The sequence below is a fragment of the Fodinicola feengrottensis genome (assembly GCF_039530045.1).
GTDB classification, from domain to species: domain Bacteria; phylum Actinomycetota; class Actinomycetes; order Mycobacteriales; family HKI-0501; genus Fodinicola; species Fodinicola feengrottensis.
Window position 1 is genome coordinate 174374 of record NZ_BAAANY010000032.1, and the last position, 13920, is coordinate 188293.

At 67.1% G+C, this 13920-nt stretch carries 13 protein-coding genes; 5 read left to right on the plus strand and 8 right to left on the minus strand.

The window, feature by feature from the left end:
• Positions 1 to 78 precede the first annotated feature (78 nt).
• The 4 genes from ABD301_RS33880 to ABD301_RS33895 form a co-directional block, all read right to left on the minus strand.
• Entirely contained in the window at positions 79 to 369 is a 291-nt protein-coding gene (locus tag ABD301_RS33880; protein ID WP_163571870.1) for a type II toxin-antitoxin system VapB family antitoxin, read from the minus strand.
• A gap of 515 nt (positions 370 to 884) precedes the next feature.
• Complete coding sequence (locus ABD301_RS33885) at positions 885 to 2183, minus strand: MFS transporter (protein WP_344314278.1); 1299 nt, start codon at positions 2181 to 2183, stop codon at positions 885 to 887.
• The gene (gene pdxH, locus ABD301_RS33890; RefSeq protein WP_279582113.1) at positions 2180 to 2839 is read right to left on the minus strand and encodes a pyridoxamine 5'-phosphate oxidase; all 660 of its coding nucleotides are present in this window, start codon (positions 2837 to 2839) and stop codon (positions 2180 to 2182) included. Before pdxH ends, ABD301_RS33885 begins: the two co-directional genes overlap by 4 nt.
• A gap of 70 nt (positions 2840 to 2909) precedes the next feature.
• Positions 2910 to 4301, minus strand: coding sequence for a DUF1254 domain-containing protein (locus ABD301_RS33895; RefSeq protein WP_344314279.1), 1392 nt, complete (start codon positions 4299 to 4301; stop codon positions 2910 to 2912).
• A 207-nt stretch (positions 4302 to 4508) separates the two neighbouring features.
• Between ABD301_RS33895 and ABD301_RS33900 the strand changes: the two genes are divergently transcribed.
• From ABD301_RS33900 to ABD301_RS33920, 5 genes are all read left to right on the plus strand, one after another.
• Complete coding sequence (locus tag ABD301_RS33900; protein ID WP_163571848.1) at positions 4509 to 5459, plus strand: threonine ammonia-lyase; 951 nt, start codon at positions 4509 to 4511, stop codon at positions 5457 to 5459.
• A gap of 87 nt (positions 5460 to 5546) precedes the next feature.
• Entirely contained in the window at positions 5547 to 6653 is a 1107-nt protein-coding gene (locus ABD301_RS33905) for a citrate synthase 2 (RefSeq protein ID WP_163571847.1), read from the plus strand.
• A gap of 127 nt (positions 6654 to 6780) precedes the next feature.
• Complete coding sequence (gene serC, locus ABD301_RS33910) at positions 6781 to 7911, plus strand: phosphoserine transaminase (protein ID WP_344314280.1); 1131 nt, start codon at positions 6781 to 6783, stop codon at positions 7909 to 7911.
• A gap of 96 nt (positions 7912 to 8007) precedes the next feature.
• Complete coding sequence (gene sepH / locus ABD301_RS33915) at positions 8008 to 8964, plus strand: septation protein SepH (RefSeq protein ID WP_344314282.1); 957 nt, start codon at positions 8008 to 8010, stop codon at positions 8962 to 8964.
• A 110-nt stretch (positions 8965 to 9074) separates the two neighbouring features.
• Positions 9075 to 9872, plus strand: coding sequence for an AfsR/SARP family transcriptional regulator (locus ABD301_RS33920; RefSeq protein ID WP_344314283.1), 798 nt, complete (start codon positions 9075 to 9077; stop codon positions 9870 to 9872).
• Positions 9873 to 9917: 45 nt separating this feature from the next.
• Here the strand turns inward: ABD301_RS33920 and ABD301_RS33925 are convergent, their stop codons facing one another.
• The 4 genes from ABD301_RS33925 to ABD301_RS33940 form a co-directional block, all read right to left on the minus strand.
• Entirely contained in the window at positions 9918 to 10322 is a 405-nt protein-coding gene (locus tag ABD301_RS33925; RefSeq protein ID WP_344314284.1) for a hypothetical protein, read from the minus strand.
• 169 nt (positions 10323 to 10491) lie between these two features.
• Complete coding sequence (locus ABD301_RS33930) at positions 10492 to 10977, minus strand: hypothetical protein (protein ID WP_344314285.1); 486 nt, start codon at positions 10975 to 10977, stop codon at positions 10492 to 10494.
• 51 nt (positions 10978 to 11028) lie between these two features.
• Positions 11029 to 11856 carry a hypothetical protein gene (locus ABD301_RS33935; RefSeq protein ID WP_344314286.1) on the minus strand — a complete coding sequence of 276 codons (828 nt, stop codon included), beginning with the start codon at positions 11854 to 11856 and terminating at the stop codon, positions 11029 to 11031.
• Between the two features lie 251 nt (positions 11857 to 12107).
• On the minus strand, positions 12108 to 13538 hold the full coding sequence (locus ABD301_RS33940) for a glycoside hydrolase family 76 protein (protein ID WP_344314287.1): 1431 nt from the start codon (positions 13536 to 13538) through the stop codon (positions 12108 to 12110).
• Positions 13539 to 13920 lie beyond the last annotated feature (382 nt).

The window sequence follows — 13920 nt, forward strand, 5'->3', positions numbered from 1 at the left end:
GAACTCGACGTTTTCGCTGCCGACACGCCGGTGGCCGCTACCAGAACGTCGAGTTCGCGGTGTCAACGACGCGAGACCTCAGACCGCGAGGACGCGGGCGTGGATCGACGTACGCTGCTGCAGTGCTGCCCGCAACGCGCGATGCAGGCCGTCCTCCAGGTAGAGCACGCCCTGGAAGTCGACCACGTGCGGGAAAAGGTCGCCGTAGAAGGTGGAGTCCTCGGCCAGCAGCCGATCCAACGCGAGCTCCCGCTTGGTGGTGACCAGTTGGTCCAACCGGACCGGCCGGGGAGGGATGTCTGCCCACTGCCGCGCGGTCAGACCGTGCTCAGCGTAGGGGCGTCCCTCGCTCACCGCCTTGAAAATCACGACCGCTCCCTTCATCGCGCCCACCCGACGCGACCCCACCACCCTAGTCGAGCCAGCCGGCCGCTGAGTTGTTGGCCGCAGTTCCTGCGGCGGCGCATCCGGCTCGCGTCGCCGGGGCGCCCAAAAACCGGGCACCCCACCACCACGAACCTGGGCGGCTGAGTTGATGGCCGCAGTTCCTGCGGCGGCGCATCCGGCTCGCGTCGCCGGGGCGCCCAAAAACCGGGCACCCCACCGCCACGAACCTGGGCGGCCTCCGGCCGCCGCGCGGGCGGGTGGGGATTCGTGTGGCTGGGATAGCGTGGGCTGGGTGGTGTCAGGGGCGCTTGACGGCGCGAAATTGTCGTACGTGTCTGTTTTTCTTTCCCCCTCCCTTTGAACGGGCGGGGGGGTGGGTCGAGAGGCAGACCTTAATTTTTAGTTGAACATCGGTCCTCAAACCCACCCCCCACCCGTTCACTGGGTGGGGGCAAATCTGCCGGAGGGGTACGACAGTTTCGCGCCGCACCCGGTTTTCAGGTGCAGCTGGGTGGCTCGGCGCGGGCCGGTTCTGGGGGTGTTGGGAGGGCGGCCGGGGACGCTTCTGCCGAGGTGTAGTTGCGGATCGCGGGTACAAACAGGGCGACCATAAGGACGACGATCACGCACACGATGCCGCCGCCGACCCAGGAGGCGGAGGCGCCGAGGCTGGCGGCGACGACGCCGGCGCGTACGTCGCCCAGGCGTGGTCCGCCGGCGACCACGACGGTGAAGACGCCCTGCATTCGGCCGCGCATCTCGTCTGGGGCGTAGACCTGCAGGATCGTCTGCCGGTAGACGCCGGAAACGAGGTCGGCCATGCCGGCGAAGGCGAGCAGGACCACCGCCAGCCAGAGGTGACCGGCGAGGCCGGACAGGGTGACCGCGACGCCCCAGCCGGTCACCGCGACCAGCAGCGCGACGCCCTGCCGGCGGACTCGCCCGATCCAGCCGGACGCGAGGCCCCCAACCACCGAGCCGATCGAGATTGCCGCGAACAGCCAGCCGACCGCCTCGCCGCCGCCGAACCGATCCGCGCCGATCTCCGGGAACAGCGACCGCGGCATCGCCAGCACCATCGCGACGATGTCGACCGCGAAGGAGGCGAGCAGCACCGGTCGGGTCGCGATGAAGGCCAGACCCTCCACGATGGACCGTAGGCCCGGCGGCGACTTCGGGCCGGACGGCGGCATCGCGGGCAGCCGGATCGCCGCGTAGAGCGCGAAAGTGAACAGCACGGCATCAAGTCCGTAGGCGATCGCGTACGAGCCGTGCGCGACCAGGACGCCGGCGAGCAACGGTCCAGCGATGGTGCCCACATTGGACGCGGTGAAGTTGAGAGTGTTGGCCGACGGCACCAAATCCACCGGCAGCAACCGCGGGATGATCGCCGACCGGGTCGGCGAGGTGACGGCGAAACCGGCCGACTGCAAGGCCACCAAGGCGAAAATCAGCGCGATGCTGCGCATTCCCAGCAGGGCTTGGAAAAACAGCCCCCACGTCGACATCCAGGTGACCACCGACGAGACCAGCAGCACCACCCGCCGGTCGAAGGCATCAGAGATCGCCCCACCGGCCAGCCCGAAAAGAACCAGTGGCACCAAAGCCGCGGCGCCCAGCGCGCCCACCCACAGGGATGAGCCGCTAACCGCGAAAACCTGCACGGACACAGCCACCGCGGTGAGCTGAAACCCGACGAAAGACACCGCGTTTCCAGCCCACAACCGACGAAAGTCGGTGTGCTTCAACGGTTTCGTGTCGATCGCCGCGGTGCGCAGCCAGCGCAGCAAGGTCACGGAGAAAGCCGCTCGACGACCCAGTTCTGGCCGGTACGCCGGAACCGCAGCCGGTCGTGCAGCCGGCTCGGCCGGCCCTGCCAGAACTCCACAGTGGACGGTACGACCCGGAGCCCGCCCCAGTGCGGCGGCCGCGGCACCTCGTCCCGATAGCGCTCGGACAGCCGGGCGCTCGCCTCCTCCAGCACCTCACGCGAGGAGACCACGCTGGACTGTTCGCTCGCCCAAGCACCGATCCGCGATCCGTACGGCCGGCTGGCAAAGTACGCGTCCGACTCCGAATCATCCACCCTGACAACCGATCCGGTCACCACGACTTGGCGTTGTAGCGCATACCAGGGAAACAACAGGCTGGCGTGTGGATTCACCAGCGCTTCCCGGCCTTTGCGTGACCGGTAGTTGGTGAACAGCACGAGTCCGCGCTCGTCGACGCCTTTGCACAGCACGGTACGGCTGCTCGGCTGGCCGTCGGCGGCCGTGCTGAAGACCATCGCGTTCGGCTCGACCACACCAGCCGCGTACGCCTGGTCGTACCAGCGGCGGAACTGCTCAAGCCAACTGCCGGCGAGGTCGGCTTCGGCGAGCCCGGCGAGTGCGTAGTTGAGCCGCGTCCCGGCCAACTGGGCGGCCGGGTCGTCCGGCGGTGGTTCGGTCACCGTCCTATCCTCACCCCGCCCGTCCCGCCTGCGCATGACCACCCCAGGCCGACGGTCCTATCGACGATCCTCAGAGGATGTCGACCGAAGGTGGCCGCCAGCTGCCTTGGAGTGCTTCGGGTTTCGGCGCGTACAGGCGCATGGTGAGCGAGAACTCGCCGGTGGCCGGGATCGGGAGCCAGTTATTCCGTGGCACCGCCACGCCCGGATCGGCGTTCTGGACGGTGATGTCGACTGAGCCGTCGGCGTTCTTGGTGAGTGGGAGCTGGTCGCCCAAGGAGAAGATGCCGGTGGGATTGGCGACCAGGAAACCGTCGGCGTCATATGCGGTGAGCGACCAGAACGCGTTCACCGGTGGCAGTTGACCGGCCCGAAAGTGCAGCCGGAATCGCCGCGGAATGCCTTTGTCGTCGGCCTTTGCGGTGAAAGCCGGGTACAGCGCGTCCTCAGCCAGGTTGGCGCCCAGTCCGAATCGGGAGATGTATCCGCGCAGTGGGTAGTTGGTGCTGTACGTCCCCCAGTCGAGGCTGTAGACCCAGCCGTCGACGGTACGAGCCCGTGGATCCCGATAGGCCGCGATCCGCTGCTTGGCCGCCTTCACCGCGTTGTCCAGGACCGCGGCCTCGGTCGTGGGCTTGCCGCCCGGGGTGATGCCGAGACTCGCGAAACGTCGTACGGCTGGCTGGTCGGCGGCAGCTGGCGGATTGGCGGCCATCAACGTACAAAGCCTGGTGAAAAACGTCGACCCGTCCATCGCCGCGACGGTGGAAATCGGGTTGGCTTTGCGGCCAGCCTGGCTCAACGTGATCCCGGGCCGGGAAAGGGCGGGGTTCTCCTGCCAGGCGCTCAGTGGCGCCAGCTCGATCTCGCGCTCAATCGCGCCGACCGCGGCGACATCGCCGGGTCCGTCGACCTGGACGCGGACGATGACCCACACCGTACGGGTGGGGCAGTCCAGCCGGGTCATGCCGGCCGGGACGCTGCCGGTCCAGCCTGGGCCGGTAATCAGGTAGGTGAACGCCGCGGCCGGCTGCCCCGCCCGGGTCTGCGGTTTTACGCTGCTGGGGTTGTGCACGGTGTTGGTCCAGGCGTCGAGTAGCTGGATCAGCCAGTAGCGACCCGGTTCCATCTTGGGCACCTGGAGCACCAGCGGCTCGGCCTTGAGGTCCAGCCACGCCTGGGAATAAAGGGTGTCCCGGTTCATCCGCACGATCAGCCGATCGGCCGCGGTCGGGAACGAATCGTTGTGGACGAACTGATTCGCCGGACCGCTCGCCGCGCGAGTGGCGTCCATCAGCACCAGCGGATAGCCGAAGACGTACGCATCCGTGGCAACCGCGGCCGGCTCGTTGCTCTCTGTGCCGCTGCCACTCTTGTTCGCGCCGCAGGCGGACACCACCGCGCCGGCCGCCGCCACTAGCCCCACCCGAAGGGCCATTCGCCGGCTGACGTCATGCACCATCTGGGCTCCCTCACCATCAACGGGCTACGGCAAAGCATTTCTGTGCAAACAGGCGTGGTTTCTTGCGAACAAACATCGTTGCGAACCGCGGTCGCGCGTATTTAACGTCCTGGAGCAGGATTTGTCCAACCTTATTCGAGTATCGAATCAGTTACTTTCGATGACCTCGCGACTCGCACCGGTGGTCGGATGGGAGACGATGGGCGGATGACGCCAGCCCTCACACTCGACCACATCGCCGACGCGGCGACTGTCATCGATCCAATTTTTCTTGGCACGCCTCAGTTTTTCGACGCTGGGCTGGCCGAGAAGTACGGTCGCCAGGTGTTGCTGAAGGTCGAGACACTCAATCCACTCCGGTGTTTCAAGGGCCGCGGCGCGGACTACTTCATGCGTACGGTCGGCCCCGGCCGGGAGGTCGTCTGCGGATCAGCCGGCAACTTCGGCCAGGCGATCGCGTTCACGGCCACTCGACGCGGCATCTCCGCGACGGTTTTCGCCGCCGAGAAAGCAAATCCAGCCAAGGTGGCGAGAATGCGCGCGCTCGGCGCCGAGGTCGTCCTTCGCGGCGCGGACTTCGATGAGGCCAAGTCCGCCGGTCGCGCGTACGCGCGAGAGCACGGCCACCTTTTCGTTGAGGACGGCCACGAGCCGCTGATCAGCGAAGGCGCCGGCACGATCGGCCTGGAGCTGGCCGCCGAACGGCTGGACACGCTGCTCGTACCCGTCGGCAACGGCGCGTTGATCAGCGGCGTCGCGCGCTGGATGAAGGCGCATTCGGCGGGCACCAGGATCGTCGGCGTGTGTCCGGCCGGCGCGCCGTCGATGGAGCGGAGTTGGCGGGCCGGAAAGGCGATATCCACCGAACGAGCGGACACGTTCGCGGACGGTCTGCAGGTACGCGTACCGATACCGGCGGCGATCGACTGGATGCGGACGGTTGTCGACGATGTGGTGCTGGTTGATGACGACGCGATCTTCGCCGCGCTGCTGACTCTGCGGGACCACTGCGGTCTGTTGCTGGAACCGTCGGCCGCGACTGGGCTCGCGGCGCTGGACGTACATGAGATCCCCGGTGGCCGGGTCGGCACGATCCTCACCGGCGCCAACTACAGCCCGGAGCTGCTGAGGCGTTTGACCGGCGATCACCGCGGATAGGAAGTAGGACGACCGGCATGCACGGCGGTCTGCCGCGCTGCATGATGTATCGGCTGACTCATCCTCTGCCCGCGGGAGCTCGTACCAATGCCGAAAGACTTCAAGCCAGGGTTGGAAGGCGTCGTCGCCTTCGAGACGCAGATCGCCGAACCGGACCGTGACGGCGGCGCACTTCGCTACCGGGGCGTGGACATCGAGGACCTGGCCGGCCAGGTCTCCTTCGGCAACGTGTGGGCGTTGCTGGTGGACGGCCGGTTCGGGCCCGGGCTGCCGCCGGCCGAGCCGTTCCCGATCCCGGTGCACTCCGGCGACATCCGGGTGGACGTGCAGTCCGCGGTCGCGATGCTCGCGCCGTACTGGGGCCTCGGGCAGCTGCTGGACATCAGCGACGAGCAGGCCCGCGACGACCTGGCCCGGATTTCGGTGACAACGCTGTCTTTCGTGGCGCAGTCGGCGCGCGGGATCGGGCTGCCGGCGGTGCCGCAGAAGGAGATCGACAAGGCTCGTACGATCGTCGAGCGGTTCATGATCCGCTGGCGCGGCGAACCGGATCCAGCGCACATCAAGGCCGTCGACGCGTATTTCACCTCCGCCGCCGAACACGGCATGAACGCGTCCACCTTCACCGCCCGGGTGGTCGCCGCCACCGGCGCCGACACCGCGGCCTCGATCTCGTCGGCGATCGGCGCGCTGTCCGGCCCCTTGCATGGCGGTGCACCCTCACGCGTACTCAAAATGCTGGACGAGGTCGAAAAAACCGGCGACGCAGAGGCGTGGGTCAAGAAGGCGCTCGACGAGGGCCAGCGGCTGATGGGCTTCGGCCACCGGGTCTACCGCGCCGAGGATCCACGAGCGCGGGTGCTCCGGCGTACGGCCAAGGAACTGGGTTCGCCACGGTACGAGGTCGCGCAGGCGCTGGAAAAAGCCGCGATCGCCGAGCTCACCGCCCGCCGGCCGGACCGGGCGCTGCGTACGAACGTGGAGTTCTGGTCGGCCGTCGTGCTGGACTTCGCGGCCGTACCGGCGCACATGTTCACCTCGATGTTCACCTGCGCCCGTACGGCCGGCTGGAGTGCTCACATCATGGAGCAGAAGCGGCTCGGCAAGCTGATCCGCCCGTCCGCCGAATACCAGGGCCCCGGCCCGCGCAAACCCTGCGAGGTCGAGGGCTGGGACGCCATCTCCCCGATCTGATCTGACCCGTCCGCTCCGCTGGCTGAAAGCCCAGAGATGCAGGTCACGCTCCCCGCGCATCGAGGCGAGTGGCCTGCGGTGGGAGGATCGGGGGGCAAATCGCACCCGATCCTGAGAGGTCCCGATCGTGAGCAGCGCCAGCCCACCAGCCATCCAGATCCCCGTTGACCTGCTGCCCGCCGACGGCCGGTTCGGCTGTGGGCCGTCCAAGGTACGTCCGGAGGCGGTGGAGGCGCTGGCCAAGGTCGCGTCCAGTTACCTGGGCACCTCGCACCGGCAGCCGGCGGTAAAAGACCAGGTCAAGCGGGTACGGGACGGCATCAAGCAGCTGTTCTCGGTGCCTGCCGGCTACGAGGTGGTGCTCGGCAACGGCGGCACCACGGCGTTCTGGGACGCGGCCACCTTCGGCCTGATCCGGGCCAACTCGCAGTTCCTGTCGTTCGGCGAGTTCGGCGGCAAGTTCGCCACCGCCGCGAAAACCGCGCCGCACCTGGGCGAGGCGACCGTGATCAAGGCCGAGCCCGGCGACGCCCCCAGCTTCCAGCTGACTGACGGCGTCGACGTGTACGCGACTCCGCAGAACGAGACCTCCACCGGCGTCGCTATTCCGGTCCAGCGAGTCGCCGGTACAGACGCGTTGATGCTGCATGACGCCACTTCGGCGGCCGGTGGCCTGCCCGTCGACATCACCCAGTCCGACGCGTACTACTTCGCCCCGCAGAAGAACTTCGCCTCCGACGGCGGCCTGTGGATCGCGATCCTGAGCCCGGCCGCGCTGGCCCGGATCGCCGAGATCAAGGAATCCGGCCGCTGGCAGCCGGCTTTCCTGGATCTCGCGACCGCGCTGGACAACTCGGTCAAGGAACAGACGTACAACACGCCGTCGCTGGCCACCCTGTTCCTAATGGCCGAGCAGACCGAGTGGATCCTCGGCAACGGCGGCCTGACCTGGGCGGTCTCGCGTACGGCCGAGTCGTCGGACGTGCTTTATGACTGGGCCGAGCAGTCCAGCTTCGCCCACCCGTACGTGACCGATCCGGTGAAGCGGTCCGCGGTGGTCGGCACCATCGACTTCGACGACGCGGTCGACGCCAGCAAGGTCGCAAAGACATTGCGGGCAAATGGGATTCTGGACACCGAGCCGTACCGCAAACTGGGTCGCAACCAGCTCCGAATCGCCATGTTCCCGGCAGTCGACCCGGCCGATATTCGGGCGCTGACGGCCAGCATCGATTACGTGGTCGAAAAACTCTCCTGACGCGTGGCGCCGTTGCGGCGTGGCAAGGCCGGCGATCCGGTCCCCACGTCGTACGGTGGAGGGTGCCTGCCATCGACGATTCCCGGAGGTTTGCCGATGCGACCCGTCCGGTTCGTCGCCCTTGCGGAGGACGGCCGGTCACTCGTACTCAAAGACGAGTCGGGCCGGATGCTGTCGCTGGCGATCGACGAGCGAGTGGCAGCCGCGATTAAGACGGACCGCGCCGGCGTCGCCGGGCAGCTGGCGATGGAGATGGAGAGTGCCTTGACACCTCGCGACATTCAGGCACGCATCCGCTCCGGCCAGTCCGCGGAGGAGGTCGCGAAAGCGGCCAACACCCCGCTGGAGAAGATCCTCCGGTTCGCCGGCCCGGTGCTGCAGGAACGCGCGATGATCGCCGACCACGCCCGGCGCACCCGGTTGCGTACGTCCGAGTCCGGCTCGTCGCTGTCCGCCGTGGTGGACGTACGGCTCGCCGGCCACGGCGTCGATCCGGACGCGGTGGAGTGGGACGCGTACCGGCGCGAGACCGGCACTTGGCGAGTGGTGGCCAGCTGGCCGTCCGGCAAGGCGACCGCGTATGCGGCCTGGGACATGGACGCGGCCCGCAGCGTGGTCAGCCCGACCGACCAGATGGCGTCGTACCTGTCGGTGGAGAAGCCGCCGGAGATCCTGGTGCACGACGAGATCGCCGCCGAGCTGGACCTCGGCGACGTGGACACCCAGGAGCTGCCGCGGATGTCGCCGATCTCGGTGCTGCGCCCGCGCCAGCCCACCCCCGAGCCGGAGCCCGAGCCCGTGCCGGTCGCTCAGCCGACCCCGCCGCCCGCGCCTCGACAGGCCGCGCCGACCCCGCCGCCGGTGCGTACGCAGCCGGCCGCCAAAGCCAAGCCGGAGCACCTCCCGCACACCGAGCCCGAACCCGAGCCCGAACCGGTGCAGCCCGAGCCGCAGCGCGCCGAGGCGGCTTCCGGCAGTGGTTCGCGCCGCGGTAAGCCCGAGCTGCCCGGCTGGGACGACATCCTCTTCGGCGCCCGCCCGCACCGAAACTAGTCCTTTCTCGCGTTTTTCGCGGCAACCACTTGCCCTGTTTCCGCCTTTTGTATCTAATGGCCCTCGTTTTCCGGTGGATGGGGCCCGCGGACAAACAGCGGAAGGGAACCATGGGCAAAGATGTCGAAATTCGGGTGCTCGGGCCACTGCAAGTCACCGTCGCCGGACGTTGTGTGCAAGTCCCGGACGGAAAACCACGGACACTGCTCGGCGCGCTGATCGCCCGCGCCGGGCACCTGGTCAGCTTCGACCGGCTGGCCGACCTGATCTGGGACCAACGGCCACCCGAGCGTACGGCCGCGGCACTGCAAACCTGCGCGTGGCGGTTGCGACGCAGCCTCGGGGTGGACGTGATCAGCACGCACCCGCACGGCTATCGGCTCAACGACAGCGAAACGCGGGTTGACCTGATCCGGTTCCACCAGCTGCTGACCAGCGCCGCAGCGGCCCGCTCGGCCCGGTCGCCGGCCGAACGGGATCACCTCACCGAGGCGCTCGCGTTGTGGCGCGGGCCGGCTTTCGTGGATATTCCGTCGTCACCGCTGCGAGACGAGATTGTCCCGCCGCTGACCGAAGAACGCCTCGCCGCGTACGAGCGGCGGATCGATCTCGATCTGAACCGCGGCCTCGCGGACCGGGCGATCGCCGAGCTGCGCACGCTGATCGGCGAGCATCCGCTGCGCGAGTCGCTCTGGAGCCGGTTGCTGAAAGCGCTCGCGCTGGCCGGCCGGCCAGCCGAGGCATTGGCCGCTTACCATGATTTTCGCGGAAAACTGGTCGACCAGCTCGGGGTCGAGCCGGGCGGCCAGCTCTCCTCGGCCTATTTGCGGCTGCTCACGCCATTGCCGCGAGCCGCCGAACCGGCGATCACGCGCCCTCGCCGGCATAACCAACGGCCGTACGCCTGAGACGTTTTCGGGAGCCGGATTTTCTTGCCGGCTCCCGACATTCGGCTACCACCAACCGGTGCAGGCGACCTCCGGGCGGTTGCCGGCCTTGCCGCAGGCCCGCATCAGGTGTCCCTGGTCGTTGTAGGCGGCGGTAAAGGTCGTGCGGCTGTTGGTGGGAATCGTGGTGATGCTGAGCTGCTCCCAGTGCGCGCCGCCGTCATAGCTGCGGTCCACCCAGACCAGGTCGCCGGGATCGCCGTTGGAAATCCGTCCCCAGCCACAGACATTGTTGGTATTGGCCCGCAATTCGATCGTACGCGACCACACCGAGGTCGAACGCGCGGTTTTGGCGGTGTTCTGGTTGCAGCCGTCCGCCGCGTTGGCGGCCGACGGCGCGGCCGCCACCAGGCCGCCGGCCAGCAGTCCGGTCACGGCCAGGCTGACGAGTGTTCTGCGCTGAAATCCCATGCCTTGCTCCCTCTTCAAGACTGGCGCGCATCCGTTTCGTACGCGCCTGGCCCTGACGTTAGGGAGCGGCCCTCACCGTTGGCTCACAGTCATCTCACCGCCAGCGAGAATGCACTTTCTCGTCGCGACCGCCGATCGCCGTTGACCGGTGGCCACAAATGTGCGTACGTCAGCAGAAATCGCTCCACCGATGCGAGCTGATCTGGTCGTTGGCGAAAGAGCCGTCACTGAAACGTTCGATGCCGAGGTTGAGGTCGCCCCAGCTGTCTCCACGGCTCAGGCACATGAACGGACCGCCGTAATTGATGTCCTTGAACATCAGCACCCCGTCCAGGTTGGCGGCATACCCGTTGTTCCAGACCGAAGAAGCGGTGTCGTTGAAATTCCCGCAGCCGCCGGAAAAAACCCAGTTCGCCGAGTCACCCGACCAGTAGCAGCCATTCACGTAGTTGCTCTCGCGATAGGCATGGAAATTCCCGTCCGCCAACGGCCGAATCCCGGTCGGCTTCAGGTTGCTGGGATGCGGATTTCCCATCGCCTGCTGGCCGGCCGACGGCACCGGCGCCGCCGCTGCGCCGGTGCTGACGACTGCCGGAACACCCAAGGCGACCGACACCGCGACCGCGGTGAGCACTGCCTGCACACTTGTCCTCATCGTTCTTCTTCCTCTCTTGCCTGCGTACGCAGGCAAAACCGGGGCGCCGGCTCAGGACGAGACAACGGCGCGGGCGCGTACGACAGCGGCGGTTTCCAGCCGGTGCCGGTTGTCGACCTCGGTCCGGTATTGCTGCTCGACCGCCGTCGCGTACTGCGCGTCAAGCCGGTGAGCAGTGGCGGCGAGGTCCGTCCGGTTGGCGCAGGTCGCCTCGGCGACCGCTGTGCGGATTTCCGTCGCCCGCGCGGCCGGCGTGTCAGAAAACGACACCGAAGCGCGCATTTGGTCGGGCGTACCGAAAGCGAAGCCCATCGCTCGTACGCATGTGCTCCAGTGGCCCACTGCGGCGAGATAGGCAGGGTCTGCCAGCACCCGCTGCGCGCGTAGCCCGGCCAGCGTGTCGGTGACCTTCTTAGCCTGATACCAGGCCGAAAGATCGAGGTAGAGGGTCCGCTCAGCAGCCGACACGCACCCTTGTGCACTGTGCTGAACAACTCCACCACCGGGCACCACGGCTTTAAGACCGGTCGGCGTCGGGCCATTCAGAGCGGTGACGGCGGCCTGCTGCCGCTGTGGTGACAAGGTGGCCAGATAGCGGCTGTTCGGATCCGCCGCGCGCAATTGATCAACCTGCCGATACAGGTCACTCCCATAGCCGTGCCGGCTCGCCCACGCCACATCGTCAACGACGTAAGGGAAAGTCTTCTGGTCGGGGATCTGGTTCGGTGTGGTGACCCAATACTGGAAGCCATCTTCCCGCATGCACCGCTGAATCAACAGCTCTTCGGCGCGTCCGAGCAGCGCGGAATCGGCGACTGGTGCCGATGTCGCCGCCGGGCGTACGGGCGGCTTCGAGGTGCTGTCCGTGGCTCGCGCCACAACCACTGCACCGACCCCAACAGTTAATACAACCAGTGCGACTAGGAGAAAAACTCGACCGCGCGGCATGAGGTCCCCCGTCGACGCCGGATACCGTGACGGTAGCCGGGAATTCTCACCCATCGCTCACCGACGACTCACCAATGTCGTCGTGACAAAGCGATAATCGGTGATTGACATTTATCATTGTTGCCAGACATGGAAAACCCGGGCGAAGGAGCTCGCCCGGGTTTCGGAGTGGGGTGAAAGGATCAAAGAGCCGCTGTCATCGCATCCAGCGCGCTGTGCTGGCGGGCCGCGTCGATCGAGTCGAGAGGTCCGGCCCACGACAAGCCGTAGCGGTCCATCCCATCGCGGTCATGTGCGTACGCTGAATCGGCTTGCCTGCCAAGGAAAGTCGCGTACGCATTGCCAGTCGCGCGACTGAGCTCGCCGAGGTTGCGGACGAAGACTCCCTTGAAGGAGGGTCCGTCGCCGCCGCAACTGGACGGCTCGCAGGGCTCCCGCAGAATGCCATTCGGCGCGATCACCGAACTCGTGGTGGCCGCGTCCGCGATCTGCCGGGCCGTGGTCAGATAGCCAGCGTTGCCGGTGGCCTTGTTCAGCTCGACCAGGCCGCCCAACACAATGCCCTGGTTATAGGTCCAGGTGGTCTGGCCGTTGTTCTTGCAGGTGGAGTTGTCCAGGCCGTCATTGATCAAGTGGCTGCCGTTGATCATCCCGCTGGCCGCGAACCAGTTCCAGATCTCGGTGGCCTTGGCCAGATATCCGGTGTCACCGGAGATCCTGTTGTGCAGGGCCGCGGCGAGTTTGATGTAAAGCTCGTTGGTGACGGCGTTCTTGTAGTCTTTCTGCGTCCGCCAGTAGATTCCGCCGCCGCATGTGCCGTCCTTGAAAGAATAGATGTAGTCGGCGTCTGTCCTGGCCATATCCAGGTAACGGCTGTCGCCGGTCAGGTCGTACGCGCGAACCCACGCGAGCCCCCACCAGCCGGTGTCGTCCATGTAGTCGTTGGTGAAGTTGCCGCCTTTGTTCTTGTCAAAGGTGTTCGCGATGGCATAGCGATAGGCGGTCGAGCCGGAGCGCTGACTGTAGTCGATCAACGCGGTCAGGTCGTTGGCCGAATTCCACCAGCCGGTGGTGTTCCACAGGCCGGTTCCGTTGTTGTAGAACTGCATCAGCGCGGTCGCCGCCGCGTCCGCGTGGGTGCCCGCGTTGACCGTCGAGCGGGCCCACGGCGTACAAGCGATGTCCGAGCGGTTGCCGGCCTTCCCGCAGGCACGCAGCGCGCCGACGCCGTGGTTCGCCGGGTCGTCGACGTTGTACATCAGCGTCCGCCAGCCACGCTGGCCGGTCGGAATCGTGGTGTCGCCGAGCTTGCTGCCGCTCGACCAACTGTTGCCGCCATCGAACGAGCGGTCCAGCCACACCTCGTCGGTGGGGTCGCCGTTGTCGATGCTCGCCCAGCCCATGTTGTCGCCGTCGGAGATGTGCAGCACGATCTGCCGGCCGAAGACAGTTGCGTTAACGGGCGTCCGGTCGCCGGCCGCCACCGCCGGATCACGCTGGTCACAGTATTTGTTGCAGACCGCGGCCGCCGGCGCCGCGGTTGCCGGCACCGCCGGCGCCAACAGGAACGTGGCGGCGGCCGCGATCGCGAGCAGACGAGTGGATTTTGGCACGGATAACCGCCTCCTGGCACGGATCGGGCAGCATGGCTGCGGCCAGCCAACCGGCACCTGGGAACGTTGTCAACCGCTATCGAACGAAAGGCGAGTGTTCGCCCAGATTTCGACCCCTGACCGCGCCCGCCATCTCACCACCCAGCCCTCGCGCCCCACTCGCGCCGCACCTACCCAATTGCAAAATTTTCTCGCGCGCGCGTCCTCAAACCCACCCCCCACCCGATCACTGGGTGGGGGCAAGAAAACAGTATGGATACGACATTTTCACGCCGTAGCAAGTACTTCACACCCATCCGAGCGGCACCGGCCTTCAACCCAGCCCCGCCCGCGCGGCGGCCGAAGGCCGCCCAGGATCGCGGCGGTGGGGCGCCCGCCCTTT

Excerpts from the sequence above, each read along its gene's own strand:
- ABD301_RS33895 (WP_344314279.1), bottom strand. The coding sequence starts at position 4,301 with ATGGTGCATGACGTCAGCCGGCGAATGGCCCTTCGGGTGGGGCTAGTG.
- ABD301_RS33900 (WP_163571848.1), top strand. The coding sequence starts at position 4,509 with ATGACGCCAGCCCTCACACTCGACCACATCGCCGACGCGGCGACTGTC.
- ABD301_RS33905 (WP_163571847.1), top strand. The coding sequence starts at position 5,547 with ATGCCGAAAGACTTCAAGCCAGGGTTGGAAGGCGTCGTCGCCTTCGAG.
- sepH (WP_344314282.1), top strand. The coding sequence starts at position 8,008 with ATGCGACCCGTCCGGTTCGTCGCCCTTGCGGAGGACGGCCGGTCACTC.
- ABD301_RS33920 (WP_344314283.1), top strand. The coding sequence starts at position 9,075 with ATGGGCAAAGATGTCGAAATTCGGGTGCTCGGGCCACTGCAAGTCACC.
- ABD301_RS33925 (WP_344314284.1), bottom strand. The coding sequence starts at position 10,322 with ATGGGATTTCAGCGCAGAACACTCGTCAGCCTGGCCGTGACCGGACTG.
- ABD301_RS33930 (WP_344314285.1), bottom strand. The coding sequence starts at position 10,977 with ATGAGGACAAGTGTGCAGGCAGTGCTCACCGCGGTCGCGGTGTCGGTC.